Origin of the sequence: uncultured Caulobacter sp. (genome assembly GCF_937900395.1) — a bacterium.
Classification (GTDB): Bacteria; Pseudomonadota; Alphaproteobacteria; order Caulobacterales; family Caulobacteraceae; genus Caulobacter.
In genome coordinates this window covers 1-25,178 of the sequence record NZ_CALCDX010000056.1, presented here as the reverse complement: position 1 = coordinate 25,178, position 25,178 = coordinate 1, and the positions used below count along the sequence as shown (strand labels likewise).

27 protein-coding genes are annotated in these 25,178 nt (G+C 67.6%); 12 read left to right on the top strand and 15 right to left on the bottom strand.

Annotated elements, in window-relative coordinates:
• The 10 genes from Q0379_RS05175 to der form a co-directional block, all read left to right on the top strand.
• The coding region (locus Q0379_RS05175) for a 2'-5' RNA ligase family protein (protein WP_299005200.1) at positions 1 to 387 on the top strand (387 nt) is incomplete at its 5' end.
• Positions 388 to 451: 64 nt separating this feature from the next.
• Entirely contained in the window at positions 452 to 799 is a 348-nt protein-coding gene (locus tag Q0379_RS05170; protein WP_299005197.1) for an ArsC family reductase, read from the top strand.
• A 68-nt stretch (positions 800 to 867) separates the two neighbouring features.
• A complete protein-coding gene (locus Q0379_RS05165; RefSeq protein WP_299005194.1) occupies positions 868 to 1,584 on the top strand; it encodes an HAD family hydrolase in 717 nt (238 codons plus the stop codon).
• A 224-nt stretch (positions 1,585 to 1,808) separates the two neighbouring features.
• Positions 1,809 to 2,195 (top strand): DUF6249 domain-containing protein, encoded by a 387-nt coding sequence (locus tag Q0379_RS05160; RefSeq protein ID WP_299005191.1) that lies wholly within the window; start codon positions 1,809 to 1,811, stop codon positions 2,193 to 2,195.
• 30 nt (positions 2,196 to 2,225) lie between these two features.
• The gene (locus Q0379_RS05155; protein ID WP_299005188.1) at positions 2,226 to 2,801 is read left to right on the top strand and encodes an RNA polymerase sigma factor; all 576 of its coding nucleotides are present in this window, start codon (positions 2,226 to 2,228) and stop codon (positions 2,799 to 2,801) included.
• Complete coding sequence (locus Q0379_RS05150; protein WP_299005185.1) at positions 2,794 to 3,174, top strand: hypothetical protein; 381 nt, start codon at positions 2,794 to 2,796, stop codon at positions 3,172 to 3,174. The genes Q0379_RS05155 and Q0379_RS05150 overlap by 8 nt, the downstream gene beginning before the upstream one ends.
• A 197-nt stretch (positions 3,175 to 3,371) precedes the next feature.
• Positions 3,372 to 4,199: a 3-methyl-2-oxobutanoate hydroxymethyltransferase gene (panB, locus tag Q0379_RS05145; protein ID WP_099537530.1), complete on the top strand. Its 828-nt coding sequence runs from the start codon at positions 3,372 to 3,374 to the stop codon at positions 4,197 to 4,199.
• Positions 4,200 to 4,373: 174 nt separating this feature from the next.
• Positions 4,374 to 5,135: a tetratricopeptide repeat protein gene (locus Q0379_RS05140; protein ID WP_299005182.1), complete on the top strand. Its 762-nt coding sequence runs from the start codon at positions 4,374 to 4,376 to the stop codon at positions 5,133 to 5,135.
• Complete coding sequence (locus Q0379_RS05135) at positions 5,132 to 6,562, top strand: PQQ-like beta-propeller repeat protein (protein ID WP_299005179.1); 1,431 nt, start codon at positions 5,132 to 5,134, stop codon at positions 6,560 to 6,562. The genes Q0379_RS05140 and Q0379_RS05135 overlap by 4 nt, the downstream gene beginning before the upstream one ends.
• Before the next feature lie 119 nt (positions 6,563 to 6,681).
• The gene (gene der / locus Q0379_RS05130; RefSeq protein ID WP_299005176.1) at positions 6,682 to 8,445 is read left to right on the top strand and encodes a ribosome biogenesis GTPase Der; all 1,764 of its coding nucleotides are present in this window, start codon (positions 6,682 to 6,684) and stop codon (positions 8,443 to 8,445) included.
• Positions 8,446 to 8,463: 18 nt separating this feature from the next.
• Here der and Q0379_RS05125 read toward each other — a convergent pair whose 3' ends face one another.
• From Q0379_RS05125 to rpsF, 12 genes are all read right to left on the bottom strand, one after another.
• A complete protein-coding gene (locus Q0379_RS05125) occupies positions 8,464 to 9,219 on the bottom strand; it encodes an SDR family NAD(P)-dependent oxidoreductase (protein WP_299005172.1) in 756 nt (251 codons plus the stop codon).
• Positions 9,220 to 9,269: 50 nt separating this feature from the next.
• Complete coding sequence (locus tag Q0379_RS05120; RefSeq protein WP_299005169.1) at positions 9,270 to 10,247, bottom strand: bile acid:sodium symporter family protein; 978 nt, start codon at positions 10,245 to 10,247, stop codon at positions 9,270 to 9,272.
• Between the two features lie 12 nt (positions 10,248 to 10,259).
• Positions 10,260 to 11,762, bottom strand: coding sequence for an amidophosphoribosyltransferase (purF, locus tag Q0379_RS05115; protein ID WP_299005164.1), 1,503 nt, complete (start codon positions 11,760 to 11,762; stop codon positions 10,260 to 10,262).
• Positions 11,759 to 12,391: a CvpA family protein gene (locus tag Q0379_RS05110; RefSeq protein ID WP_299005162.1), complete on the bottom strand. Its 633-nt coding sequence runs from the start codon at positions 12,389 to 12,391 to the stop codon at positions 11,759 to 11,761. Before Q0379_RS05110 ends, purF begins: the two co-directional genes overlap by 4 nt.
• Entirely contained in the window at positions 12,388 to 13,770 is a 1,383-nt protein-coding gene (radA, locus tag Q0379_RS05105; protein ID WP_299005160.1) for a DNA repair protein RadA, read from the bottom strand. The genes Q0379_RS05110 and radA overlap by 4 nt, the downstream gene beginning before the upstream one ends.
• Positions 13,771 to 13,841: 71 nt before the next feature.
• A complete protein-coding gene (gene alr, locus Q0379_RS05100; RefSeq protein ID WP_299005158.1) occupies positions 13,842 to 14,924 on the bottom strand; it encodes an alanine racemase in 1,083 nt (360 codons plus the stop codon).
• Positions 14,925 to 14,964: 40 nt separating this feature from the next.
• Positions 14,965 to 15,651 carry a MarC family protein gene (locus Q0379_RS05095; protein WP_299005155.1) on the bottom strand — a complete coding sequence of 229 codons (687 nt, stop codon included), beginning with the start codon at positions 15,649 to 15,651 and terminating at the stop codon, positions 14,965 to 14,967.
• 210 nt (positions 15,652 to 15,861) lie between these two features.
• Positions 15,862 to 17,382 carry a replicative DNA helicase gene (locus Q0379_RS05090; protein ID WP_299005152.1) on the bottom strand — a complete coding sequence of 507 codons (1,521 nt, stop codon included), beginning with the start codon at positions 17,380 to 17,382 and terminating at the stop codon, positions 15,862 to 15,864.
• A gap of 209 nt (positions 17,383 to 17,591) precedes the next feature.
• Positions 17,592 to 19,997: a TonB-dependent receptor gene (locus Q0379_RS05085; protein WP_299005149.1), complete on the bottom strand. Its 2,406-nt coding sequence runs from the start codon at positions 19,995 to 19,997 to the stop codon at positions 17,592 to 17,594.
• Positions 19,998 to 20,193: 196 nt separating this feature from the next.
• The gene (gene rplI / locus Q0379_RS05080) at positions 20,194 to 20,778 is read right to left on the bottom strand and encodes a 50S ribosomal protein L9 (protein ID WP_299005145.1); all 585 of its coding nucleotides are present in this window, start codon (positions 20,776 to 20,778) and stop codon (positions 20,194 to 20,196) included.
• Positions 20,779 to 20,791: 13 nt separating this feature from the next.
• Complete coding sequence (gene rpsR / locus Q0379_RS05075; RefSeq protein ID WP_004615089.1) at positions 20,792 to 21,070, bottom strand: 30S ribosomal protein S18; 279 nt, start codon at positions 21,068 to 21,070, stop codon at positions 20,792 to 20,794.
• A gap of 15 nt (positions 21,071 to 21,085) precedes the next feature.
• Complete coding sequence (gene rpsF, locus Q0379_RS05070) at positions 21,086 to 21,454, bottom strand: 30S ribosomal protein S6 (RefSeq protein WP_299005133.1); 369 nt, start codon at positions 21,452 to 21,454, stop codon at positions 21,086 to 21,088.
• A gap of 268 nt (positions 21,455 to 21,722) precedes the next feature.
• Here rpsF and Q0379_RS05065 point away from each other — a divergent pair, with 268 nt between their 5' ends.
• A complete protein-coding gene (locus Q0379_RS05065) occupies positions 21,723 to 22,385 on the top strand; it encodes a hypothetical protein (RefSeq protein WP_299005129.1) in 663 nt (220 codons plus the stop codon).
• Here the strand turns inward: Q0379_RS05065 and Q0379_RS05060 are convergent.
• The 3 genes from Q0379_RS05060 to Q0379_RS05050 all read right to left on the bottom strand — a co-directional run bounded on the left by Q0379_RS05060 (position 22,360) and on the right by Q0379_RS05050 (position 24,948).
• Complete coding sequence (locus Q0379_RS05060; RefSeq protein WP_299005126.1) at positions 22,360 to 23,160, bottom strand: sterol desaturase family protein; 801 nt, start codon at positions 23,158 to 23,160, stop codon at positions 22,360 to 22,362. The genes Q0379_RS05065 and Q0379_RS05060 overlap by 26 nt on opposite strands.
• 70 nt (positions 23,161 to 23,230) lie before the next feature.
• Entirely contained in the window at positions 23,231 to 24,343 is a 1,113-nt protein-coding gene (locus tag Q0379_RS05055) for an AraC family transcriptional regulator (protein WP_299005123.1), read from the bottom strand.
• A gap of 68 nt (positions 24,344 to 24,411) precedes the next feature.
• Positions 24,412 to 24,948, bottom strand: a complete 537-nt coding sequence (locus tag Q0379_RS05050; RefSeq protein ID WP_299005120.1) for a peroxiredoxin — start codon at positions 24,946 to 24,948, stop codon at positions 24,412 to 24,414.
• A 162-nt stretch (positions 24,949 to 25,110) separates the two neighbouring features.
• Here Q0379_RS05050 and Q0379_RS05045 point away from each other — a divergent pair.
• A partial coding sequence (locus Q0379_RS05045; protein ID WP_299005203.1) for a hypothetical protein occupies positions 25,111 to 25,178 on the top strand: 68 nt, incomplete at its 3' end.

Genomic DNA, 25,178 nt, shown 5'->3' with positions numbered 1-25,178 from the left:
GGCGACTATGTGGGTCTTCCCGCCGAGATCGTGCGCAAGGGCGAGGCGGCGGGTTCGGCCGTCGTCGCCGCGCCGTTCGAAGTCGTCTTCGATCGCGCGATGAGTTTCGCCAACCGACCGGGGAACAATCCCTTCACGCTGCAGGCCGGCGCGGGTCTCGACGCTCTGGTCGGCTTTCAGCAGCGGCTGGGGCTGGAGATGGCCAAGGCTGGCTTGAAGCCGGACAAGGCTTTTGTCCCGCACGTGACGCTGCTTTATGACGGACAAGTGGTTCCGGCCCAGGCGATCTCGCCGATCCGTTGGACGGTCGACCGCTTTGTCCTCGTCCAGAGCAAGCTCGGCCAAACTCGCCACATCGTGCTCAAAAGCTGGGATCTCGCCGGCTGAGGTTGGCGTCGCGGCTTGGCTGATCTAGGCCATGGGCGACGCGGATTCGCCGAGGACGACGGCCATGACCCTGACGATGTACGGCATCAAGAATTGCGACACCGTCGCCAAGGCCCGCAAGTGGCTGGAGGACCGGGGACGGGCCTACGCCTTCCACGACTACAAGAGCTCGGGGATTGATCGTCCGCGCCTGGAGGCGTGGGTCGACGAGCTGGGCTGGGAGCCGCTGCTCAACCGTGCTGGAACGACGTTTCGCAAGCTCGACGACGCCGACAAGCAGGGGATCGACCGCGAGAAGGCGATCCGCTTGATGCTGGCCAATCCGTCGATGATCAAGCGGCCGGTTCTGGATCTGGGAGACCGGCGTTTGGTCGGCTTCAAGCCGGATCTCTATGAGGCCGCGCTAGACTAGATTGACGTGGTTCTAAGCGCATCCGAGCAAGTTTAGGACGACAAGCTTTCCGGGATCGGTCTATCACTTTGGGAGAACGGTCGCGACGACGCGGCGCTCAGGGGGACTTTGAACGGGTGGGGGAGAACGGCGTCTCGCGGTACGACCTGGTCATCTTTGACTTCGACGGCACGCTGGCCGACAGCGCCGCGTGGATGATGCGCGCCGTCAATCCGATGGCGCGCCGCTACGGCTTCAAGACCGTCACCGACGAAGAGATCGAGATGCTGCGCGGGCGCAGCACGCGGGAGGTGATCCGCTATCTGGGCGTTTCGCCCTGGAAGCTCCCGCTGATCGCGCGCGCCGGCAAGAAGCTGATGGCCGCCGACGCCCACACGATCCCGCTGTTCCCGGAAACCGCCAAGATGCTGCGCGCCCTGCACGGCGCCGGCGTCAAGATCGCGGTGGTCAGCTCCAATAGCGAGCAGGTGATCCGCCGGGTGCTGGGGCCTGAGCTCTCCGAGCTGATCAGCCTCTATGCCTGCGGCGCCTCGCTGTTCGGCAAGGCGCGCAAGTTCAAGCAGGTCACGGCGCGCGGCGTCTCGCGCGACAAGGTTATCTGCATCGGCGACGAGACGCGGGATATCGAGGCCGCCCGGGCCGTCGGCCTGGACTGCGGCGCGGTCGGCTGGGGCTATGCCAAGCCCTCGATTCTGGCCGAGCACCGTCCGACGGTGTCGTTCAATTCAATGTCCGAAATTATTTCTTTCGTGGCCGCATCCGAAGCGCGGGGCGGCGGCGACTGACCTTCGAGAGCGCGGATGAGCGCGCTGCGATCGCAAGGATAAAGGCGATGGTGCTCATGATCGGCGCGCCCGGGGTTTGGACTCGCGAAGACTTCTCTAGCGACTAAAAACCGCCTTACGAAAGTTTCATCCCGGCGGGCGCCTCCAAACAGAGCCGTGAACGCCTCTTACCTGTGAAAGCGGCGCCGGGGGCGTCGCTCCACGAGATTCTGGAGGATTAGGTCATGGGTGCTGAGATCTTTGTCCCGCTGGGCGCTTTCGCCATGGTCGTGGCCATCGTCGTGTTGCCGTTCTACTTCAAGAGCAAAGAGCGCGCCGAAATGCAGGCCACGATCCGCGCCGCGATCGACAAGGGCCAGCCGCTGCCGCCCGAGGTCATCGAAACCTTGACCAAGAGCGTGAAGCTGCCGCCGAGCCGCCTGCGCGACCTGCGCACCGGCGTGATCTGGCTGGCCGTTGGCATCGGCGTGGCGATGGCCACTTACTTCGGCGATTTCATCCACGGCGGTGACGATTTCGACGGCTTCGGCATCGCCAGCATCCCCGCGGTGATCGGCGTCGCCTACATCGTCCTCAGCTTCTTCAATCCGAACAAGGAGCCGCGGGTCTAGCGCCCGCAGCCTTGGGAGGGGCTTGAAACCATGGGCGCGCAAAGCCCGCCAACCGGTCACGACGTCGAGCTCGCCGCCAAGGCGGCGGGAGGCGATCGCCAGGCCTACGGAGAGCTGGTCCGCAGACATGGCTCAGCCGTGCGCGGCCTGCTGCGGCGGCTGGGCGCCGACTCCGCGACGGCCGACGACCTCGCGCAGGACGCCTTCATCACGGGCTTCGAGCAGGTGGCCGAGTTCCGAGGCGAGGGGACCTTCGCCGGCTGGATCAAGAAGATCGCCGCCCGGCTCTATCTGAAGAAGGTCAAGCGCGAGGCGCGATTGATCTTCTCGGATACGGTCGAGCCGGTCGAGGAGCTTGGAAGTCGGGACGCTTCGGGCGACGCCGCCAGCCGTATCGATCTCGACGACGCGCTGAAGGCGCTCTCGCGCGGCGAGCGGCTGTGTGTGTCGCTGTGCTACGGGGCCGACTGGTCCCACGGCGAAGCGGCCGAGGCCTTGAACATTCCCATTGGCACGGTCAAATCCCATGTCAAACGTGGTCTGGATAAACTCCGGGCGAAGCTCGCCCGGTCCGAGGAGGGGGCGAGGAGGGAAGCTCATGGCTGAACCCGATTTCGAAGCCCAACTGACCCGACTGTTCGCCGAACCGCCGGCGTTCCCGGACGCGGCCCTGTTCAACGCCGAGGTGGCGTCCAAGCTCGATCGCGGCTGGGCGATGCGTCGCCTGTTCATTGGCGGGGCGGGCACGGTGGCGGGCCTGTTCGGCGCGTTCCAGATCCTGTCGACGCGTTTCTCCGCCGAGATCGCGCAGCTCTCGCGCAACGGCGGTCATAACCTCTCGGCCGAGTACGACGCGGGCGTCGCCAAGATCAACTCGGTGCTGACCACGCCGGCCAGCGCCGAGGCGGTCTGGCTCGCGGCCGCCCTGGCGGTGGTGGCTCTGGCCTTCGCGGTGACGCGTATCGTCGAGGAGCTCTAGAGCCAGTCTGGTTTAGATGGAGCCATCTAAACCAGATAAACAGGCTCTATCTCTCACACCTAGAGCGCGTTCGAGCGGTTTAACCGCTCACACTTAAACCTAACGCGCTCTAGGCGGCTTATCACTGTTCATGTTGCGGCGCGGCGCGATCCGGCCCACAAACGGCGCCCAATCGCGTTGCTTGAGGAGCGTTGGTCCTGTCCGCTCACCGTGAAGAGACGGTTCGCCGTCTGGCCGCCCCCGACATCGCCGCTCGCAAGGGCGGCAAGCCGATCGTCTGCCTGACGGCCTACACGGCGCCCGTCGCAGCGGCGCTCGACGACGCCTGCGACGTCCTGCTGGTCGGCGATTCCGTCGGCATGGTCGTCCACGGCCTGCCCAACACCGTCGGCGTCACCCTGGACATGATGATCCTGCACGGTCAGGCGGTCATGCGCGGCTCGCGCAAGGCCATGGTCGTGATCGACATGCCGTTCGGCTCGTACGAGGGCTCGCACGAAGAAGCCTACGCCAACGCCGTGCGGATCATGAAGGAGACCGGCGCTCAGGCGGTGAAGGTCGAGAGCGGCCCGACCGTGGCCGAGACGATCGCCTATCTCACCCAGCGCGGCGTGCCGGTCATGGGCCATGTCGGTCTTCGCCCCCAGGCCGTGCTGCTGGAAGGCGGCTTCAAGGCCAAGGGCAAGGACGAGGCGGGCCGGGCCAAGGTGCTGGAGGAAGCGCGCCTGACCGCCGAGGCCGGCGCTTTCGCGATCGTGGTCGAGGGCGTCGCCGAAGGCCTGGCCCGCGAGGTGACCGAGGCCGTCAGCGTTCCGACGATCGGCATAGGCGCCTCGGCCGCCTGCGACGGTCAGGTGCTGGTGGTCGACGACATGCTGGGCCTGTTCGACTGGACCCCGAAGTTCGTCCGCCGCTACGCCGACTTGAAGGGCGAGATCCAGCGTGCGGCGGCGCAGTACGCCCGCGACGTTCAGGATCGCAGCTTCCCAGGCGAGGCCGAAACCTACTACGCGAAGAAGGCCTGAGCCTTACGGATCGATCGCCGTCCGGCGGGCGTTGCGGCAGGGCGCGGCACGCTATAGGTTCGCCGCCTTGGCTGGCGGCCCTTCGCCCGCCACAATCTGTCTTAAACCAGCGATGTCGGCCGGGTTCGTGCGCGACGTCCTTTGGTCCTAGCGCCTGTTTCGGAGCCTCGTTTCGTGGTCGATGTTTTTGACGAAGTCGAAGAACAGCTTCGGGCGGAGCGTTATCAGTCGCTCGCCGTCAAGTCGCTGCCTTGGGTGGCGGCGGCGGTCGCGGCGGCCGTGATTGGCGTCGGCGGCTACTGGGGCTGGAAATCCTATCAGACCAGCCAGGCCGACAAGGCCTCGGAAGCTTACCAGGCCGCGCTCGAGACCGCCCAGAAGGCTGGTCCGGACAAGGCGTTCGGCCAGTTCAAGGCCGTCGCCGACGGCGGCGCGCGCGGCTACAAGGCCCTGGCGCTGCTGCAGATGGGCGACATCCGTATCGAAGAGAACAAGACCAAGGAGGCCGTCGCCTATTTCGACGAGGCCGCCAAGGCCGCGCCTGATCCTATCTTGGGCGACCTGGCCCGCCTCAAATCCGCCTTCGCCCTGATGGACACCGCCTCCTACAAGGACATCGAGTCGAGGTTGACGCCTTTGGCGGGGGAAAAGAGCCCGTACCGCGTGTACGCCAAGGAGGCGCTGGCCTTCGCCAAGCTGCAGGCCGGCGACGTCGCCGGCGCGCGCGGCGACTTCGTGGTCCTGGCCAATTCGCTCGACAACACCTCCGAGGAAGTGCGCCAGCGCGCCCAGGCGGCCATGCAGCTGATCGACTCGGGCACGGCCAAGGATCTGGCCGCCGCGGTGAAGGCCGCCGCCAGCCTGCCGGCCATGCCGCCCATGGGCCAACTGCCGCCCGCCGCGGCCCCTAACGCCGCCCCCAACGCCGCCCAATGAGCCGTCTTATGATGTCCAAGCGTTCCGTCGCCCTGGTGGCGCTGATGTCGGCCTCGGTGGCCGTCAGCGGCTGCTCGACGGTTTCCAAGCTCAATCCGTTCGACAAGAGCGACAAGAACAAGAGCACCGCCAGCCAAGGCCAGCGGATCTCGATCATCGCCTTCGACCAGAAGGTTGAGGCCAGCGAGTCGCTGAAGGGCGCGGACTTCTTCCTGCCCGATCCGGTCGCCCAGACCGAGTGGCGTCTGCCGGGCGGCAACGCCGAGCAGTCGATCGAGCACGTCGATGCGGGTAAGGCCTTCGAGATCGCCTGGAAGCGCGGCTTCGGCAAGAAGGGCGGTCGCACGTTCCACGTCACCGCTCCGCCGGTTTCGGCGGGCGATCGCATCTATGTGATGGACGGCGCGGCCACGGTCTCGGCGCTCGACGCCAAGACCGGTTCGACCGTCTGGCACAAGGATCTGCGTCCGGCCGCCGGCCCGACCAAGAAGGGCGGCTTCCTGGGCCTGATCCCCAAGAAGAACGACCGTCTGGGCTTTGGCGGCGGCCTCGCGCTCGGCGCTGACAACAAGCTCTATGTCGCTTCGGGCTTCCGTTTCGTGGCGCAGATCGACGCGGCCAGCGGCGCCATCGGCTGGACGCAGCCGAGCTCGACCCCGATCCACGCCGCCCCGACCGTCGTCGACGGTCGCGTCTTCGTGGTTTCGACCGACAACGAGCTCCTGACCTTCGACGCGCCGACCGGCGCGCCGGGCTGGACCTATCAGGCCCTCAGCGAGCCCGCCCGCATCCTGGCCGCCTCGACCCCCGCCGTCAGCGGCGACACCGTGGTGGCCGGCTTCGCTTCGGGCGAACTGGTGGCCCTGCGCGCGGCGAACGGCAACGACCTATGGAGCGAGGCGCTGAGCCGCGCCAGCCGCACCAACGCCCTGTCGGAAATCCGGGACATCCCGGGCCGTCCGGTCATCTACAAGGGCGACGTCTTCGCCGTCAGCCACTCGGGCGTCTTCGCCGCCACCGACCTGCGCACGGGCCAGGCCCGCTGGAGCCTGCCGGTCACCGCCATCACCACCCCGTGGGTCGCTGGCGACGTGGTCTATGTCGTCGACAAGGCCGGTCAGGTGATCTGCGTCTCGCGCGAGAACGGCTCGGTCTACTGGATCCAGGACCTCAACAACACCGAGGCCCTGAGCAAGAAGCAGAAGAAGAAGCGCGCCAAGCACCCGATCCTATGGTCGACGCCGATCCTGGCCAACGGCCGCCTGATCACGGTGTCCAGTCAAGGCGAGGCCGTGGCGCTGAACGCCAAGACCGGCGCCAAGGAAAAGACCCTGAAGATCGGCTCGCCCGTCCTGATCAACCCGATCGCGGTGGGGAACATGATCTACGTGGTCACGGACGACGCCGAACTGGTCGCCATCCGCTGATCCTCCGGCTCCGCTCGCGGAGCTGGAAAGACAATCAAACGCCTTCGGGCCCGGGACGGTGAGAGCCGGCCCGGGCCTTCGCTTTTGCGAAGAGGGCCAAAATCGACTACTGGACGCCTATGCCTTTGAAACTCGCCATCGTCGGCCGCCCGAATGTGGGCAAGTCCACGCTGTTCAATCGCCTGGCCGGCAAGAAGCTGGCCATCGTCGACGACCAGCCGGGCGTCACGCGCGACCGCCGCTACGCCTCGGGCAATCTCGGCGATCTCGAACTGGAGCTGATCGACACCGCCGGCTTTGAGGACGTCGATGACAGCAGCCTCGAGGCGCGGATGCGCGCCCAGACCGAAGCCGCCATCGAGGAGGCCGACGTCTCGCTGTTCGTGTTCGACAGCCGCGAGGGCGTGACCGCCTTGGACGAGGTTTTCGCCGCGATCCTGCGCAAGCGCGACAAGCCGGTGATCGTCGCGGCCAACAAGGCCGAGGGCAAGGCCGGCGAGGCCGGCATCGGCGAAGCCTTCCGCCTGGGCCTGGGCGAGCCCATCCCGATCTCGGGCGAGCACGGCGAGGGCATGGCCGAGCTCTACGCCGCCCTGACCGCCTACGAGCCTCAGGAGGACGAGGCGGAAGAGGGCGACGAGGATGACGACACCAAGCCGATCCGCATCGCCATCATCGGCCGTCCGAACGCGGGCAAGTCGACCCTGGTCAACCGTCTGCTCGGCGAGGACCGCCTGCTGACCGGCCCCGAGGCCGGCATCACCCGCGACTCGATCTCGGTCGACTGGGAGTGGGACGGCCGCAAGATCCGCCTGGTCGACACCGCGGGCCTGCGCCGCAAGGCCAAGGTCCAGGACAAGCTCGAGAAGCTGTCGACCGCCGACACCATCCGCGCCATCACCTTCGCCGAGGTGGTGCTACTGGTGATGGACGCCACGCACCCGTTCGAGATCCAGGACCTGCAGATCGCCGACCTGGCCGAGCGGGAAGGCCGGGCCTTGGTGTTCGTGCTGGCCAAGTGGGACCTGATCGAGGATCCGCAGGCCCAGCTGGTCGCCTTCCGCGAACATGCCGAACGCATGCTGCCGCAGCTGCGCGGCGCGCCGGTCGTGGCGCTGTCGGGCGAGACCGGCAAGGGCATCAATCAACTGATGCCGGCCGTGATCAAGACGCACCGCGATTGGTCGACCAAGGTCAAGACCCGCGACCTAAACGACTGGCTGCAGATGGCGATGCAGCGCCATCCGCCGCCCGCCGTGAACGGAAAGCGCGTGAAGCCCAAGTACATGGCCCAGACCAAGGCGCGACCGCCGACGTTCGTGCTGTTCTCCAGCCGCGCCGACCAGATGCCGGACCACTACCGCCGCTATCTGGTGAACAGCTTGCGCGAAAGCTTCGACCTGCCCGGCGTGCCGCTGCGCATCACCGTCAAGTCGGGCGCCAACCCCTATGCCGAGGGCGAGGCCAAGGGCCACAGCGGGCGGGGCAAGCGCGAATTCGAGCGCCGCGAGCGCGAGGAAGAGCGCATCCGCGCCTCACGCAACACGGTCAAGAAGTCCAAGCGCCTGGCTGCGGAAGCCGCCGCTAAGGCGGCCGAGGCCGCGGGGCTGCCGGATCCCGGCAAGGCCGCGGTCAAGCCCGTGAAGAAGAAGGGGCCCACGGTCGCGGCTCCCGCTGTCGAAGCGGCGTCCGAACCCGGCAAGGCCGCCGTCAAGTCGGTGAAGGCCAAGGGCCCTCGCGCTCAGAAGAAGGTCTCGACGACGCCCAGCTACAAGGTCGGCGCCAAGGCGGCGGGCGGCAAGGCGGGCGCGCCGCGTCGCCCCGCGGCCGGTTCGCGAACGGTGCGCGGCAACACCGGTCCTGGCCGTCCGAAAGGGCGGTAGGGCTTCGGGCGCCCGGCGTCAGGCCTCGACGCTGGGCGACTCCTGACCGCGCTCCTTGAAGCGCACGACGCCCTTGGGCGGCTCGCGGTCCGGACGGACCAAGTCCACGATGAACGGGACGATCGTCTCGGGCGCGGGCACCGTCTGGGGATTCTCGCCCGGGAAGGCGCCGGCGCGCATCTTGGTGCGCATGGCGCCCGGATCGACGCAGAAGGCGCGGATCGGCGTGTTCTCGGTCTCGTCGGCATAGACGTCGACCAGGGCCTCCAGCGCCGCCTTGGTGGCCGCGTAGACGCCCCAGAAGGCCGGACGGGTGCGCGCGACGCTGCTGGAGAAGAACAGGGCGCGGCCGGCGTCCGAGGCGCGCAGCAGCGGATCCATCGACCGGATCAGACGCCAGTTTGCGGTCAGGTTGGTGCTCAGCACCATGTCCCAGCCCTTTGGCTCCAGGTGGCTGACCGGGGTCAGAGGGCCGAGCAGGGCGGCGGCGCCGACCAGGATGTCGAGCTTGCCCCAGCGCTGATGGATCGCCGCGCCCAGGTGATCCAGGCCGTCGGGCTCGCGCAGGTCCAGCGGAACCAGGGTCGCGCGCTCGCCGGTGGCGGCGAGAATGGCGTCATCCAGGGCTTCCAGGGCGCCTTGGGTGCGGCCGACGGCGATCACGTGGGCGCCAGCCTTGGCGAGGCCCAGGGCGACCGCCTCGCCGATGCCGCGCGTGGCGCCGGTGACGAGGGCGATGCGGCCGGCCAGCGGCTTTTGGGAGTCGAGAGTCATGGCGCGGGTTCTAGAGCAGAGGGCGGAAAACGTAAAACCGCGATCAGCCCTTAAGCTTCCTTGGATTGCTTGGCGTAGTGCTGGGCGATGACCGAGCAGGCCATCAGCTGGATCTGGTGAAAGATCATCAGCGGCAGGACGATGATCCCGGCGGTCGGGCCGGGGAACAGGATGCCGGCCATGGGCACGCCCGTCGCCAGGCTCTTCTTCGATCCGCAGAAGGTGATCGCGCGCTCATCCTCGGGCGAAAAGCCCAGGGCGCGCGCGCCGAACGTCGTGGCCGCCAGCACGATCGCCAGCAGCACGCCGCAGACGGCCAGCAGGATGACGAGCTGCACCGGCGAGATCTTATGCCAGATGCCGCCGACCACGGCCTCGCTGAAGGCCGAATAGACGACCAGCAGGATCGAGCCCCGGTCGACGTAGCCGATCAGACCCTTGTGCTTGGTGATCCAGGCGCTGACCAGCGGTCGAGCCAGTTGGCCGGCGATGAAGGGCAGCAGCAGCTGGACGACGATGTCGCGCACCGACTGCCAGCCGCCCGCCGCGCCCCCTTGGGTGTGCATCAAGAGGCCGACCAGCAGGGGCGTGATGAAGATGCCGAACAGGTTCGAAGCGCTGGCCGCCACGACGGCGGCGGCGACATTGCCGCGCGCGATCGAGGTGAAGGCGATCGACGACTGCACGGTCGAGGGGAGGCAGCATAGGAACAGGATGCCGGCCGCCAGGGTCGGCGGCAGGACGCCGACCTTGCTGATGACCAGGCCCAGCACCGGGAACATTACGAAGGTGAAGGCCAGGATCAGCAGGTGCAGGCGCCAATGGGTGACGCCCGCCACAACCGACTCCCGCGACAGCTTCGCGCCATGCAGGAAGAACAGCAGGGCGATTGCCAGCTTGACGACGATCGACAGGCCATGCGCGGCCTCGCCCCGCACCGGCAGGATCGAGGCCAGCACGACCATGCCGAACAGGGCGATGACATAAGGCTCGAGCTTCAGCTTCTCGAGCAGATCCTTCAGACCCATGCCGGCGGCGGCTTAGGCGCTGACCAGCAGCGACAGCTGCTTGTCGTTGGCTTCGTTGCGGCCCTCGGCGATCTCGCGGTCCGTCAGGCGGGTCGGATAGTCGCCGGTGAAGTAGTGGTCGGTGAACTGCGGGGCGGCCGGGTCGCGCGGACCGGCCTCCAGGGCGTCGTACAGGCCCTCGACCGACAAGAAGCCCAGGCTGTCGACTTCCAGGAACTTGGCCATCTCTTCCAGCGACTTGTTAGCCGCCAGCAGCTGCTCGCGCTCGGGCATGTCGATGCCGTAGAAGTCCGGCCATTTGATCGGCGGGCTGGCCGAGCGGAGGTGGACCTCGGTGGCCCCGGCCTCGCGGACCATGCGGACGATCTTCAGCGAGGTGGTGCCGCGCACGATCGAGTCGTCGATCAGCACCACGCGCTTGCCGGCCAAGACGGCGCGGTTGGGGCTGTGCTTCATGCGCACGCCCAGCTCGCGGACGCCTTGAGTCGGCTGAATGAAGGTGCGGCCCACATAGTGGTTGCGGATGATGCCCATCTCGAAGGGCAGGCCGCTTTCCTGGGCGTAGCCGAGGGCGGCCGGAACGCCGCTGTCGGGCACCGGGACCACGACGTCGGCCTCGACGCCGGTTTCCTTGGCCAGGTTGTGGCCCATGCGCTTGCGCACGCCGTAGACCGAGCGGCCGTTCACCACGCTGTCGGGGCGGGCGAAATAGACATATTCGAAGACACAAGGCCGGGCGGCCTTGGTCTGGAACGGCTTGGTCGAGGTGACGCCGGTCTCCTCGATCACCACCATCTCGCCATGCTCGATGTCGCGCACGAAGCGGGCGCCGATCATATCGAGGGCGCAGGTTTCCGAGGCCAGGACCGGCTTGCCGTCCAGGTCGCCCAGCACCAGCGGGCGGATGCCCAGCGGGTCGCGAACGCCGATCATTTTCTTGTTGGTGATCGCCACGAGGGCGTAGCCGCCCTCGATCTGGCTGATGGCGTCGATGAAGCGGTCGACGATCTTGGCCTTCCGCGATCGGGCGATCAGGTGAAGGATCGCCTCGCTGTCCGAGGTCGACTGGAAGATCGCGCCTTCCTGGACCAGGCGCTCGCGCAGGGTCAGGAAGTTGGTCAGGTTGCCGTTGTGGGCGATGGCTACGCCGCCGGTCTCGAGATCGGCGAACATCGGTTGGACGTTGCGGATGAAGCTGCCGCCGGCCGTCGAGTAGCGGGTGTGGCCGATGGCCATGTTGCCGGGCAGGCGCTGGACGAGGTCGGAGCCGGTGAAGGCGTCGCCGACATGGCCCATGTGGCGTTCGGTATGGAAGCGGTTGCCGTCAAAGGCGGCGATGCCGCAGGCTTCCTGGCCGCGGTGCTGCAGGGCGTGCAGGCCAAGCGCCGCGATGGCGGCGGCGTCACGGACGCCAAAGACGCCGAACACGCCGCATTCGAGGCGAAGCGTATCGTCCTCGGGATCGCGCCAGGGGGCGGACGAATAGCGGTCGGTCGACTGGCCCAGGAAGCTCATCGCGATTTCTCCACCAGATCGTCGAGGTCCCGACGCTGGTCCCTATCATAGCCTTTTCCCGACGATTTCTCGCCGGACGTATTGTCGCCACCGTCCTCCGCGCCCTCGTGGACGGCGTCCTTGATGGCGGGGGCCAGCTTGCCGGCCAGGGCCTTGCCCTTGGGGGCGAAGACCTTGAGGGCTTTGCCGCTGACTTCGGACAGCGGGTAGAACATCGAGTCCTCGACCCAGTGCGGCATCCGATCCGGCGGCGTCGCCAGGTGCAGCAGCAGGTTGAAGACGCCCAGCACGACGCAGGCGCGGACCAGGCCGAAGGTCGCGCCTATGGCGTTGTCCGCGGTCCCGCCGGCCGAGCTTTCCTGCAGCTTGGCGGTGACGCGAGCGCCGATCAGGCGGAAGATCAGGAAGAAGACGACGAAGACCACCAGCACGGCCGCGCCGGTGGCGGCCCAGTCGGGGTCCATGAGCTTGCGGAACAACGGTCCTGTGATCCGCAGGCCAAACAGGGCGATGGCGGCGGCGAACAGGAACGACAGGGCCGAGGTCAGCTCGCGCGAGGCGCCGCGCAGCCAGCCGGTGACGCCGGAGATCAGCAGCAGCAGGCCGGCGATGATGTCGAAAGGCGTCACGTCAGGCTCGTCCAGATTTCGTCGCCGATCCGGCGCACGGCGTCGGTCAGGCGGGCCACGCCCGCGACCGGCAGCGATCCGCCGCCCTCAGGCAGGCCGGCGAGCGGTCCCAGCGCCCGGCCAAATCCCAATTTCGCGGCTTCCTTCAAACGAGTCTCCATCCGGCTGACGGGCCTCACTTCGCCCGACAGACTGACCTCGCCGAAGACGACGCAGTCCTGGGGCAGGGCGACGTCCAGGGCGGAGGAGGCCAGGGCCGCCGCCGCCGCGAGATCCGCCGCCGGTTCGGTAATGCGTAGGCCGCCGGCGACGTTCAGATAGACGTCCTTGTCGCCAAAACCAAGGCCGCATCGGGCCTCGAGCACAGCGAGCACCATGGCGAGGCGTCCGGAATCCCATCCGACGACCGCGCGGCGAGGCGTTCCGTACGCGGAAGGCGCGACCAGGGCCTGGAATTCCACCAGGACGGGCCGGGACCCTTCGATGCCGGCGAACACCGCGGCGCCCGCCGCGCGCTCGCCGCCTTCGTTCAGGAACAGGGCCGAGGGGTTCTTGACCTCGCGCAGGCCGACGTCGCCCATCTCGAAGACGCCGATCTCGTCGGTGGCGCCGAAGCGGTTCTTGGCGCCGCGCAGGATGCGGAAAGGATAGCCGCGCTCGCCCTCGAAGGCGAGGACGGCGTCCACCAGGTGCTCGACCACGCGCGGCCCGGCGATCTGGCCGTCCTTGGTGACGTGGCCGACCAGCAGGATCGCCACCCCCTTTTTCTTGGCCAGCCGCACCAGCTCCGTGGCGCAGGCGCGAACCTGGGTCACCGTACCGGGGCCGGCCTCGTGGGCGTCGCTCCACAGGGTCTGGATCGAGTCGATGACGACGAGGTCGAAGCTGTCGCGCTTGAGGCCATCCAGGATGTCGCGCAGCGAGGTCTCGGCGGCCAGGCTGACGTTCGACTTGGCGAGACCCATGCGGTCGGCGCGGCCGCGAATCTGCTCGACGGCCTCTTCGCCCGAGATATAGGCGCAGGAGACGCCGCGGGCGGCGGCGCTGGCGCAGACCTGCAGCAACAAGGTTGACTTGCCGACGCCCGGGTCGCCGCCAATCAGGATGGCCGAGCCCGGCACGACGCCGCCGCCGCAGACGCGGTCGAACTCGTCGACGCCGGTCAGGATGCGCGGGGGCGGGGCGGTCTCGCTCTCAAGGCCGGTGAACTGCAGGCCGCGCACGCGCGTCGCCTTGGTCGCCGACAGGGCGCCCGGCGGCTTGGCGCCGACTTCCTCGACCAGGGTGTTCCAGCTTTGGCAGGCCGGGCATTGTCCGGACCACTTGGTCTGGACCGCGCCACAGGACTGGCAGGCGTAGACGGCGCCGTCGCGGGCCATGAGGTCTCCTGATTCTCGGATGCTTGGAGACTACAGGCTGGCGGGCGGCTGCGCCAAAGCCGGACGCAGGCTCAGCGGTAAATGCGTTGAGCGCGAGGCGCGATGTTGGTCAGCAGTTCGTAGGCCGTGGTGCCCGCCGCCGTCGCCGCATCGTCGATCGGCATGTTGGGGCCCAGCAGCTCGACCATGGCGCCCGGGCGCGCCGCGTCGCAGTCGGTGACGTCGATCGCCATCAGGTCCATTGAGACGCGGCCCAGCATCGGCCGGCGGCCGCCGTCGAACCAGACCTGGCCCTTGGGATGGCTCGAACGCGGCACGCCGTCGGCATAGCCCGCGCCGACGATGGCGATGCGGGTGGTGTCGGGCGCGGTCCAGGTCGCGCCGTAGCCGACCGTCTCACCGCGCGGGACAACGCGAACTTGCAAGATCGGGGACTGGACGGTGGCCACGGCGCGGATCTCGGGGTGTGGGCGGCCTTCCGGTCCGCCGCCGTAGAGGCTGATCCCCGGCCGGGCCTGGTCGAAGCGATAGGCCTCGCCCAGGAACAGGCCGGCCGAATTGGCGAAGCTCTTGCGGGCGTCCGGCAGCAGGGCGACGGCTTCGGCGAAGCGCTCCAACTGCCGGGTGTTCATCGGGTGGTCCGGAACGTCGGCGCAGGCCAGGTGGCTGATCACAAGCTCGACATCCAGGCGCTTGAGGCGGTCCATGGCGCCCAGCAACACCTTCAACTCCTCGGGGCGCAGGCCCAGACGATTCATGCCGGTGTCGAGGTGCAGGGCGGCCTTCAGGCGGCCCGAGCGGGCCTGGGCGTTCCAGGCCTCGATCTGCGGCAGGCTGTTGAGCACCGGCGTCAGGCGTGCGGCTTCGAGGGTGTCCCCCGCGCCCGGCGTCGCGCCGTCCAGCACATAGATCGAGGCCTCGCGGTCGCCCAGTGCGGCGCGCAGCGCCACGCCCTCGGCCAGCCGCGCGACATAGAAGGAGCGCGCGCCCTCGACCCACAGCCGGTTGGCGACCTGCGCCGCGCCAAGTCCATAGGCGTCGGCCTTCACCGCCGGGGCGACCTCCGCCTGGCCCGCGCGCGCCTTCAGGGCCCTGTAGTTCGCGGCGAGGGCGTCGAGGTCGATGGTGAGGCGGGCGTCGTGGAGGTCGGTCACGGGCGAGGGCGTAGCCGACGCAGGCCAGCGGTTCAATGGTTTAGCCGTGATGGGCGGCCATGAACTTGGCCACAAGGTTCTCCGCGCCCGACGCGATGATCTGCACGCCGATGCACAGCAGCAGGAAGGCGACCAGTCGCGACAGAACGCGGGCGCCGGCCGGCCCCAGCATCCGCATCACCCGCTCGGACGCGCTGTAGAGCAGCCAGACCATGATCGCGACCAGGGCGGCGGCCAGCCCTGCGCCGATGAAGAACGGCGCCACGGCGTCGCCCTCGGTCGGCCGCTGGGAGGAGAGGGCGATGGCGACCGAGATCGAGCCGGGCCCCGTCGTGAACGGCATGGTCAGCGGGAAGAAGGCTACGTCGTCATGGCTCTGGGCGGGCTCGGTCTGGCTGGTCTTGCGCTCCTCGTTTTCCTGCGGGTCCATCAGAAGGCCCCAGGCGCGGATCGCCACCACCAGCCCGCCGGCCACCCGCAGGGCGCCCAGGCTGACACCGAAGAAATTCAGGATGTAGCCGCCCAGCAGCAGCGAGCCCAAGAGCACCAGGAAGGCGTAGAAGCCGATCTGCCGCGCCAGCTTCAGCCGCTCCTCGCGCGCCCGGCCTGACATCGCCTGGTGGAAGATCAGCGAGGCCCCGACCGGGTTGACGATCGAGAACAGCGCCGGGAACGCCAGCAGGAAGGCGCCGACCAGGCTGGAGGTGGGCAGGGGGCTGAAGTCCATGCGACTCGTCTGGGAAGAGGGCGAGGCGGGGACGGTGACTTGGAGGGAGGCTCCTAGTCAAACTCCCAGATACCGATTTCCCCGGCGAATGCCGGGGCCCAAATACATCCTGAGCGGCTTGGGTGGGTTCGCGATCCGCCAGCGCTTCTTCCGGTGGCCGTATCGCTTCGATCTGGGCCCCGGCATTCGCCGGGGAGATCGGAAGACAGATCACTCGTCCGACGGAATGTTCCGCGCCTGGGCGAAGTAGTGGTCCTTGGCCAGGTTGCCGAAGCGGGTGGTGTCGCTGTTGAACGACAGGCGCACGGTGCCGATCGGGCCGTGACGCTGCTTGGCGATGATCACCTCGGCCAGGCCGTGCAGGCGGTCCATCTCTTCCTGCCAGGTCAGGTGCTCGGGCGTGCCCTCGCGCGGCTCGGCGCGGCCCACATAGTAGGCCTCGCGGTACACGAACCAGACCATGTCGGCGTCCTGCTCGATCGAGCCCGATTCCCGAAGGTCGGAGAGCTGGGGTCGCTTGTCGTCGCGGGCTTCCACCTGACGCGACAGCTGCGACAGGGCGATGACCGGGCAGGACAGTTCCTTGGCCAGGGCCTTGAGGCCCATGGTGATCTGCGAGACTTCCTGCACCCGGTTGGCGTTGGCGCCGAGGTCGGAGCCCGTGACCAGCTGCAGATAGTCGACCACGATCAGATCAAGGCCCACCTGGCGCTTCAGGCGACGGGCGCGGGCGGTCAGCTTGGCGATCGAGATGCCGCCGGTGGCGTCGATGTAGAGCGGCGCTTCCTGCAGCTCCATGGCCGCGTCGCGGACCCGGCCGAATTCCGACGCGTCGATCTCGCCCTTGCGGAGGCGGTCGCCCGACACGCCCGAGGCGTCGGCCAGCATACGCAGGGCCAGCTGCTCGGCGCTCATTTCCAGCGAGTAGAAGGCCACCACGCCGCCCTGGACCGTCTTCCGCGTGCCGTCGGGCTGGATTTCGTAGGCGTACTTCTTGGCGATGTTGAAGGCGATGTTGGTCGCCAGGGCCGTCTTGCCCATCGAGGGACGGCCGGCCAGGACGATCAAGTCGGACGGGTGCAGGCCGCCGATCTTCTGGTCGAGGTCGATCAGGTCGGTGGCGACGCCCGACATGCCGCCATCGCGGCTGTAGGCCTCGGCGGTCATCTCGACCGCGCCGCGCAGGGCGTCGCCGAACGAGACGAAGCCCGAGGAGGCCGCGCCGCTTTCAGCCAGGCTGTAGAGCTGCTGTTCGGCCGCTTCGATCTGGTCGCGGGCCGTGCGTTTCTCGTCGCCGCCGCCGCCTTGCGCGGCGGTCGCGATGTCGCCGCCGATGCGGATCAGTTCGCGGCGCAGGGAGAGGTCGAAGATCACCCGGGCGTAGTCGCCGGCGTTGGCGGCGGGCGGAGCGCGGTCCACCAGGTCGGCCAGATAGCGCAGGCCGCCCAGCTCCTGGAAGGCCGGGTCGTTCTTGAACTCGTCGGCCAGCAGGATCGGCTCGGCCAGCTGGCCCTTGCGGACGTGGGTCTCGATGGCCTGGAACAGGCGCTGGTGGAACGGCTCGTAGAAGCAGCGGGCCTGCAGGTTGTCGCTCAGCCGCTCGTAGGCGGCGTTGTCGTACAGCAGGATGCCGAGCAGCGCCTGCTCGGCTTCCATATTGTGCGGCGCCACGTTGATCGTGGGCTCTTCGATCGGCGGACGCAGGTCGAGCGCGGGTACCAGGGACATCATCGGAAGTTAACGCGACGCAGGCTTCGACGCGCGGGGTGAGTTGACCCGGCGAGTCAGATGAACGGGGATATTCTGTGTATGTTCTGAGCCGCTGAAAGTGCAAGCGCACGTGCTTCAGCGGGCGTCCGTTCTTGACGTAGGGCGGATAGGAAAGGGCGCGAAGATCGCTCTCCGCGCCCCAACCGTTTGCATGGCGGTCTAGTTCTGGATCACCAGTTGTAGGCCAGGCGCGTATAGAGGAACCGCCCGTTGAAGCCGAAGGGCGAGAAGCCGGAGAAGGCCGTCACGCCGGTGGTGTTGACCGCGGCGGGCGCCTTGTTCGGATAGGTGTCGAACAGGTTGTTCACGCCCACGGCCCAGGTGACGTTCTGGGCGAAGGCGTAGCGGCCCTCGAGATCCCAGACCGACTTGGCGCCGGTGCGATAGTCCAGCGCCTGGTTCGAGTTGGGGACCAGCACCGAGCCATAGTACGCGCCCTTCAGGGTCGCGCTGAACGGACCCTTGGACCAGTCGGTGGTGGCCACGAACTTCTTGTCGGGCGTGCCTTCCTCGAAGATCGCGACGTTGACGCGCGAAAACAGGGCGGGCGGGACGGGCAGGGACGAGAGCGTGCTGGTGGTCGGCACGCGCTTGACCTTGGTGTCGTTGAAGTTGGCCGCCAGGGTGAAGTCGAAGCGGCCGGCGGCTTCGTCGTCCAGGCGGTAGCGACCGACGACGTCCACGCCCTTGGTGCGGGTGTCGACGCCGTTGATGAAGAACCGCGCCGTGGTCACGCCGAACGGCTGCAGCAGGGTGTAGATCGCCCTCTGCGTGGCCGTGCCGGTGGCCGAGCCCTGGATGTTCTCCGAAAGGACGATCCGGTTGTCGATGTCGATCTGGTAGGCGTCCACCGTCAGCTCGAACGGGCCTTTGTGGAAGACCGCGCCGACCGAGTAGTTCTTGGACTTCTCCGGTTCCAGCGGCTTGGCGCCTAGGACGCCCGCCGTGGCGCTGGTGGCCGGGAAGGTGCCGACGTCCACCGCCGCCCCGCCGATGATGTTGATCGAGGTGGTGGTGAAGTACTGCTGCTGCAGGGCCGGGGCGCGGAAGCCGGAGGAATAGGCCCCGCGGATGGCGAAGCTGTCGGTCAGGTCATAGCGCGCGGCGATCTTGCCGGTCGTCGTGGAGCCGAAGTCGGAATAGTCCTCGTAGCGCACGGCCAGATCCACATCGAACTTGTCGGTGATCTGGTTGTCGAGGTCGGCGTAGAGGCTGGTGGCGTTGCGGTTGACGTCGACTTCGTTGCTGGGGCGGAAGCCTGGGAAGCCTTGCGCGCCGGCGCCCTTGCCGTTGCCGCCATTGGCCCAGGACGCCGTCTCGCCCGCGCGGATCTTGTAGTTTTCGTCGCGATATTCGACGCCGAAGGCCAGGGTGCTGGCCTTGGCGAAGTTGAACAGTTCGAGCGGGCGGGTGAAGTCGAGGTTGGCGACCCACTGGCCGTACTGCATCGACCCGTCCTTGAAGCGGGTCGGCGAGCTCGGGCCGAGCGAGGCGTTCAGCGAGTTGATGGTGCCGTAGGCGACCTTGTTGTTGCCGTAGTTGACGCCTGCGTCGACCGTGAAGCCGGCGACCTCGCCCTTGGCGCCGAAGGCCAGGTTGTAGTCATCAATGTCGGTGGTGATCTTCGGGACATAGCCGTTCGGATAGACCGAGACGTAGTTGTTGCTGTTGTCCGCCAGGCGCGGGAAGGCGGCGCTTTGCCCCTTGCGGTTCTGGTAGCCGGCCAGGCCATAGAGCTTCCAGGCGTCGTTCAGCGGCAGGCCGAAGTTGGCGTAGATCGTCTTGGTCTCGACCTGAGGGTCGCCGAAGATGCCCGTGACCTTGTTGGGCGTGACGCGCGGATCGAGGTCGGCGCGGTTGGTCGGGTTACGGTACGAGTACTCGCCGGTCAGGGTCAGGAAGCCGTCGTTGGGCAGGCTAAAGCCCTGCCAGACCGAGGCGCTGTAGACGGGACCGTCATGGGCCTTGCGGCCGTCCGGGTCGCGGGTCGTCTTCACCTTGGTGTTGTAGACGCCGTAGCTGGCGGTGGCGCCGCCGCCGCTGCTGGCTTCGCGCAGGCGCAGGTTGATGACGCCGGCGATCGCGTCCGAACCGTACTGGGCCGCAGCGCCTTCGCGCAGGATTTCGACGCTCGACAGGGCCGCCGTCGGGATGGTGTTCAGGTCGAACGGAGCCGAACCCCGGCCGATCGAGCCGTTGATGTTCACCAGCGCGGAGGTGTGGGCGCGGCGGCCGTTCAGCAGCACGAGGGTCTGGTCGGGGGCGAGGCCGCGCAGCGTGGCCGGGCGCACCGAGTCGGTGCCGTCGGTCACGGCCGGGCGCGGGAAGTCGATCGACGGCGCGAGGTTGGCGAGCGCCTGGGCCAGCTCCGGCGTGCCCTGGCGGGTCAGCGCCTTGCTGTCGACGACGTCGACCGGCGAGATGGTGTCGAGGCGCGAGCGCGCGACACGAGAGCCGGTGACGACGATCTGCTCGACCGTCGACTCATCGGCCGGCGGCGCGGAGGTCTGGGCGTTGGCGGTGGCGGAGAAGGCCGTCAGCGAGGCGGCGGCCAGCAGCAAGGCTCTGTAACGCATGAGAAATCCCCTCTCGTAGCCGGGGCGCGGACATGCGTCCTCACGCCCCGAGGCGGGGGTCTTGATCGCCCCCGCAGCGAACATGGGATTGCGAGGGGATGCACACAAGCTGAGCATTTCTACGCTGCGGCGCAGAAAAAAACGGCGCGGATTGCTCCGCGCCGTTCTCTTGAAACGTTCAGAACCCTGACGGGTCTTAGGCTTCGGCGTAGTCGCCTTCTTGCGAGCCGGCGCCGCCTTCCAGGAGGTCCTGGGCGGCTTCGGCTTCGGCGGCGCGTTCTTCTTCGAACTGCGAGGCGATGACGTTTTCGCCGCGCGCTTGGCGCTCGGCTTCGTCTTGGCTGCGCGCGATGTTCAGGGTGACCGTGATGGTCACTTCGGCGTGCAGCTTCACCTTCACTTCGTGAACGCCCAGCGTCTTGATCGGCTTGTCCAGGACGACCATCGAGCGGTCGACCTTGCCGCCTTCGGCGCGGATGGCGTCAGCCACGTCGCGACCGGCGACCGAACCGTACAGCTGGCCGCTTTCGCCGGCTTGACGGATCAGGACGTATTGCGTGCCGTCCAGCGCTTCGCCGTTCTTGGCGGCCGCTTCGCGGTTCTTGACGTTGCGGGCTTCGATCTCAGCGCGCTGAGCTTCGAAGTGGGCCAGGTTCGCCTTGGTGGCGCGCAGGGCCTTGCCGCGGGGCAGCAGGTAGTTACGGGCGAAGCCGTCCTTGACGGTGACTTCGTCGCCGAGGACGCCGGTGCCTTCAACGCGTTCGAGCAGAATGACTTTCATCGTGGCGTCTCCCTTACTTCACGACGTAGGGGAGCAGAGCCAGGAAGCGGGCGCGCTTGATGGCCTTGGCCAGTTCGCGTTGCTTCTTGGCCGACACCGCGGTGATGCGCGACGGCACGATCTTGCCGCGTTCGGAGACGTAGCGCTGCAGCAGCTTCACGTCCTTGTAGTCGATCTTCGGCGCGTTGGCGCCCGAGAACGGGCACACCTTGCGGCGACGGAAGAACGGACGGCGGGCGCCGCCAGCGGCGGCGGCCGGAGCGCCGGCTTCGGGAGCAGTCGTATCGGTCATGATCTCTCTTCTCCCTTACGCCGCGAACTCTTCGCGCGGACGCTCCGGGCGGTCGCCGCGATCGCGACGGGCCAGCACGGGCGACAGCTCGAGGTCCAGCTCTTCCACGCGGATGGTCATAAAGCGCAGCACATCTTCGTTGATGAGCAGCTGGCGCTCCATTTCCTTCACGGCCGCCGCCGGAGCGTCGATCGCGAGCAGGGAGTAGTGGCCCTTGCGGTTCTTCTTGATGCGGTAGGTGAGGTTACGCAGGCCCCAGTACTCGATCTTGGCGATGTGACCGCCATTCTCTTCGATCAGGGCTTTGAGTTGCTCGTTCAGAGCTTCGGCCTGTTGCGGCGAGATATCCTGCCGCGCGATGACCACGTGTTCGTAGAACGCCATGTTTTCCTTCTTCCGTTGTGGAAGGCGGCGCGGGCGACGACGGAAGTCCGTCGACCACGATGGATCCGACACGCCGAGCGGGGAAACCCCGGTCCCGGATGGGTGCGTGCAAGACCGCCTTCCGTGAGAACGCGCGCTACTACAGGAAATGGTGGTGAAAGACAAGCGGCGTCGAGCTTTGCCCATGATATCGGCGCCACGTCTCCAGATCATACAAATGGCCGCCCAGGGGTTCAACCTCAGGGATGTGTGTGCTAGCAGACAGTCCATGGGGATGACGTCACGCTTCATGATCGCGCTCGCGACGGCGCTCGCCGTTGGCGGTCCGGCGTGCGCCGAGCTGATTCAGAAGCCCAACATGTCGGTTTCGGCCAAGGATGGCCGCTTCGCCGGCTATTCGGCGGCCCTGCCGCTCGACCTCTCCACCGACACCCAGAAGGTGGCCCTGACGGTCAAGAGCGCCGGCACGATCGAGAACCCGACCTACGGCCTGGATCTCAACCTGACCCAGAAGCCGGACGATGACCGGATCGGCCAGCGCTCGCTGGCGCTGGGCGCGTCGTGGAACGACCGCGAGGCCAAGGTCCGCTCGTCGATGTCGAAGATGTTCGGCTTCGGTCTTCTGCCGCGCGCCAACTATGTGCGCGTCTCGATGGATATGGACGCCAGCCAGGCGGTGGCGGTCCCGAACAAGGTGCCCGTCGCCCGCGCCAACATCCGCTCGTCCCTGACGCTGGAAGGGCGACCGATCGGCTCGATCGCCTTTGGCGGCGGCTCGCGGGGCGAGGAGGGCGTCGATCTGTCCCTCACGCGCCCCTTCGACATCCCAGCCGAGTTCACGGTCAGCTTGCGCGGCGTCAACACCGACCGTGAGCAATGGCGGCTGCAAGACGCTCGCGCCATGGTCAAGCTGGTGAAGGCGAACTGGTAGTCTCCAGCTTGCGGCGCGCCACCTCGGCGAAGCGCTGCAGATATTGCGGATGCTCGGTGCCCATCAGCTTGTCCCACCAGGTGAAATAAAGGCCGTAGTTCCAGCCCGCTTGGGCGTGGTGCAGGTCGTGGTGGGTCACGGTCGTCAGCCAGGGGATCAGGGGCCGGCCGTCCTTGCGGGCCGGGAACAGCTCGTAGCCCGAGTGGCCGATGGTGTTGCGGACGATCTGGTGCAGCATGAACAGGCCGATCACCGGCCATGGGGTCGGGACCAGGATCACCCATAGCGGCACGAAGACGCCGTTGATCGCCGCCTCGCCCAAATCGAAGCTGTAGGCGGTGAAGGGCGAGGGATTGTTCGACCGGTGATGGCGCCGGTGGAAGCGCCGGAACAGCCGCCGGTCATGGATCAGCCGGTGCGTCCAGTAGAACCAGGCGTCGTGGGCGACGATCATCAGGACGAGGCTCGTCCAGAACCAGACCGGTCCCAAGCTCTTGGCGATGTAAGGCCCCGGCAGCAGACCGGCGCGGAACAGGGCGAAGGTCAGCAGGCCGATGGTCGAGAAGATCGCGATCGAGCGGATCGAGACCAGGAACTCGATCAGCAACTGGCGCGGCGGCGGGCGGCTGTCGCGGATCTTGCGACTGGCCAGGGGGACGGCGAGCGCGACCCAGAGGGCCAGCCAGACGCCGACCGAGAAGATCACGTAGCGGGTGACGTCTGCCTGCATGGCGTCGAGCCAGTTGCGGGCGAAGGCGAGGAGGGTTTCAAGCATCGGGGGCTCCTTGGCGATGAACCGCTCCAAGGAAGCGCCGGACTTGGAGCGGGTCGCGCCGTTCCCGAAATCAGGCCCGTTTGTCGGCTTTCGACGTGGTTTGCCCGGTTTCGACCAGCCGCAAATGGGCGATCGGCGGAGTCGCTTGCTGGCGCCAGGCGGTCGGGGTGACGCCCACGGCGGCGCGGAACGCCCGGTTGAACGGGCCCAGCGAGCCGAACCCCAGTTCATAGGCGATGGTCGAGACCGACTTCAGCGCCTGCTCCGGATCCGCCAGCGCGGTCTTGGCGGCCTCGATCCGCCGGCCGTTGACGTAGTCGGCGAAGTTGCGGTGGCCTAGCGTCCCGTTGATCAACTTACGCAGGCGATGTTCGGGCGCGCCGACCAGGGCGGCCAGGCTGCCGATCGACAGGTCCTCGCCGCGCCAGACCTCATTCTCGCTCATCGCCTTGTCCAGGCGGGCCAGGATCAGGCGGTCGGCGGGGGTGAGGTCGAGGGTTTCGACGGGCTTGGGCGCGGGGACGTCGCGGGGGCTCCGCGCGGCCTGGACCAGCACCGAATCCGCGCGCAGCAGCGCCAGGGCGGAGCCGACGCCCAGCACGGCCAGGGTCACCGTCTGGACCATGCTGGGCAGCACCGGACCATGACCAAGACCGAAATCGCAGAGCGTCTGGATGAACATGTAACCCGTGGCTGCGGCGGCGATGGGCGCGCGCAGATGACGGCGGCGCTCCACCAGGTCGATCCTCCAGCCGCGCCAGGCCATCAGCATGATGTGGATGTGCAGGACCAGGGAATAGGCGGCGAACGACCACCAGACGGCCGCGCGGCCGGGCGAGGCCGGCAACACCGCCCCAACGAACCAGAGAGCCAGAGCCGCGCCGGGAATGGCGTAACGCCAGGCCGGGATCCTCGGCTCGTCCTCGAACAGCACCGAACAGAACAGCCAGAAGACGGCCGCCGCCGACGCGGCCAGGGCCCAGGTCACCTGACTGAAATGCCGGTCCTCGGTGTAATAGAAGTGGCTCTCGAAGACGTGGGCGATCGCACAGGCCATCAGCAGGACGCCCAGCCAGCGTACGGGCGTCATCTTGCGGCTCGCGGCGAGCGAGACGCCCGTGGCCGCGAAAGCCCCGACAGCGAGGCCGCGCAAAGCCAGTTCTATTTGAGCGAGATCGGTCATGGCCGATCATCTCCGCCAGCGCGCGCGGGGCTCAACCCGCGCGGCTGGCTGAAACCGCAAAAGGCTCGTTATTTCTTGGCCGCGTTGTAGGCCTTCACCGCGCCCATGGTCTGCTGGACGTGGCCCATGAAGTTGCCGTCGGTGTAGCTGAGCAGGATCTTGCCGTCCGGCGCGATCACGTACGAGGTGCGGTTCGACCAGTCCGGCTTCACCGCCAGGGCGACGTCGTAGCGCTGCACCAGCGCCTTGTCGGCGGCGGCGACCGCGAACTTGTCGCGGCAGTGCTCCTTGGAAAAATCCTTGATGCGGTCGACATTGCCCGCCGTGACGCCGATCACGGTCGCGCCCAGCTTCTCGAACTCGGGCGTGGCCTCGGCGAACTCGTGGGCCTCGGCGGTGCAGCCGGCGGTGTAGGCGGCCGGGAAGAAGTACAGCACCACCGGACCCTTTTTCAGGGCCTTGGCCAGGTTGAAGTCGAAGTCCTTGCCGGCCAGGGCGGCCTTGGCGCTGAAGTCCGGCGCCTTGTCGCCGACCTTCAGGGCGGCCAGGGCGGGGGACGCGAAGGCGAGGGCGGCTGCGGCGACACCGGCGAGTACGGTCTTCATGGCGCGACTCCGAGGAAGGATGGTCCAGCTACGTGGGCGTGCGCACTTTGGACGTGGCCGCGCTGATTGCAAGCCTTGGCCTATGCGCGCCGCACTTGCCCCTCCGGCGGCTTTCCCCTAACCCTCCCGGCCTTGAATCTACAAAGAACGGAGCGGGCTTAGATGAGCATCGCCTTCATTTTCCCGGGTCAGGGCAGCCAGTCGGTCGGCATGGGCGCCGATCTCGCCGA

What these genes read in the sequence shown, in the direction of transcription:
- Q0379_RS05170 (WP_299005197.1), top strand. Translation starts at nt 452, where the DNA reads ATGACCCTGACGATGTACGGCATCAAGAATTGCGACACCGTCGCCAAG.
- Q0379_RS05160 (WP_299005191.1), top strand. Translation starts at nt 1,809, where the DNA reads ATGGGTGCTGAGATCTTTGTCCCGCTGGGCGCTTTCGCCATGGTCGTG.
- Q0379_RS05155 (WP_299005188.1), top strand. Translation starts at nt 2,226, where the DNA reads ATGGGCGCGCAAAGCCCGCCAACCGGTCACGACGTCGAGCTCGCCGCC.
- Q0379_RS05150 (WP_299005185.1), top strand. Translation starts at nt 2,794, where the DNA reads ATGGCTGAACCCGATTTCGAAGCCCAACTGACCCGACTGTTCGCCGAA.
- Q0379_RS05135 (WP_299005179.1), top strand. Translation starts at nt 5,132, where the DNA reads ATGAGCCGTCTTATGATGTCCAAGCGTTCCGTCGCCCTGGTGGCGCTG.
- der (WP_299005176.1), top strand. Translation starts at nt 6,682, where the DNA reads ATGCCTTTGAAACTCGCCATCGTCGGCCGCCCGAATGTGGGCAAGTCC.
- Q0379_RS05125 (WP_299005172.1), bottom strand. Translation starts at nt 9,219, where the DNA reads ATGACTCTCGACTCCCAAAAGCCGCTGGCCGGCCGCATCGCCCTCGTC.
- Q0379_RS05120 (WP_299005169.1), bottom strand. Translation starts at nt 10,247, where the DNA reads ATGGGTCTGAAGGATCTGCTCGAGAAGCTGAAGCTCGAGCCTTATGTC.
- purF (WP_299005164.1), bottom strand. Translation starts at nt 11,762, where the DNA reads ATGAGCTTCCTGGGCCAGTCGACCGACCGCTATTCGTCCGCCCCCTGG.
- radA (WP_299005160.1), bottom strand. Translation starts at nt 13,770, where the DNA reads ATGGCCCGCGACGGCGCCGTCTACGCCTGCCAGTCCTGTGGCGCGGTC.
- Q0379_RS05095 (WP_299005155.1), bottom strand. Translation starts at nt 15,651, where the DNA reads ATGGACTTCAGCCCCCTGCCCACCTCCAGCCTGGTCGGCGCCTTCCTG.
- Q0379_RS05090 (WP_299005152.1), bottom strand. Translation starts at nt 17,382, where the DNA reads ATGATGTCCCTGGTACCCGCGCTCGACCTGCGTCCGCCGATCGAAGAG.
- Q0379_RS05085 (WP_299005149.1), bottom strand. Translation starts at nt 19,997, where the DNA reads ATGCGTTACAGAGCCTTGCTGCTGGCCGCCGCCTCGCTGACGGCCTTC.
- rplI (WP_299005145.1), bottom strand. Translation starts at nt 20,778, where the DNA reads ATGAAAGTCATTCTGCTCGAACGCGTTGAAGGCACCGGCGTCCTCGGC.
- rpsR (WP_004615089.1), bottom strand. Translation starts at nt 21,070, where the DNA reads ATGACCGATACGACTGCTCCCGAAGCCGGCGCTCCGGCCGCCGCCGCT.
- rpsF (WP_299005133.1), bottom strand. Translation starts at nt 21,454, where the DNA reads ATGGCGTTCTACGAACACGTGGTCATCGCGCGGCAGGATATCTCGCCG.
- Q0379_RS05065 (WP_299005129.1), top strand. Translation starts at nt 21,723, where the DNA reads ATGGGGATGACGTCACGCTTCATGATCGCGCTCGCGACGGCGCTCGCC.
- Q0379_RS05060 (WP_299005126.1), bottom strand. Translation starts at nt 23,160, where the DNA reads ATGCTTGAAACCCTCCTCGCCTTCGCCCGCAACTGGCTCGACGCCATG.
- Q0379_RS05055 (WP_299005123.1), bottom strand. Translation starts at nt 24,343, where the DNA reads ATGACCGATCTCGCTCAAATAGAACTGGCTTTGCGCGGCCTCGCTGTC.
- Q0379_RS05050 (WP_299005120.1), bottom strand. Translation starts at nt 24,948, where the DNA reads ATGAAGACCGTACTCGCCGGTGTCGCCGCAGCCGCCCTCGCCTTCGCG.